This is a genomic window from Klebsiella sp. 141153 (genome assembly GCF_032601995.1).
GTDB lineage: Bacteria > Pseudomonadota > Gammaproteobacteria > Enterobacterales > Enterobacteriaceae > Klebsiella > Klebsiella aerogenes.
On the sequence record NZ_JAQIRJ010000055.1, the window covers coordinates 1 to 237 of the forward strand.

1 rRNA gene is annotated in these 237 nt (G+C 51.1%); it reads left to right on the plus strand.

The features are described 5' to 3' along the window. Positions 1 to 168: 168 nt before the first annotated feature. Positions 169 to 237 (plus strand): 5S ribosomal RNA (gene rrf / locus PGS10_RS25040); the annotation flags it as partial.

Genomic DNA, 237 nt, shown 5'->3' on the forward strand with positions numbered 1-237 from the left:
TGATAGGTCGGGTGTGTAAGCGTAGCGATACGTTGAGCTAACCGATACTAATGAACCGTGAGGCTTAACCTTACAACGCCGAAGATGTTTTGGCGGATTTGAGACGATTTTCAGCGTGATACAGATTAATCAGTGCGTCGTAATGACGGGCTGATAAAACAGAATTTGCCTGGCGGCGATAGCGCGGTGGTCCCACCTGACCCCATGCCGAACTCAGAAGTGAAACGCCGTAGCGCC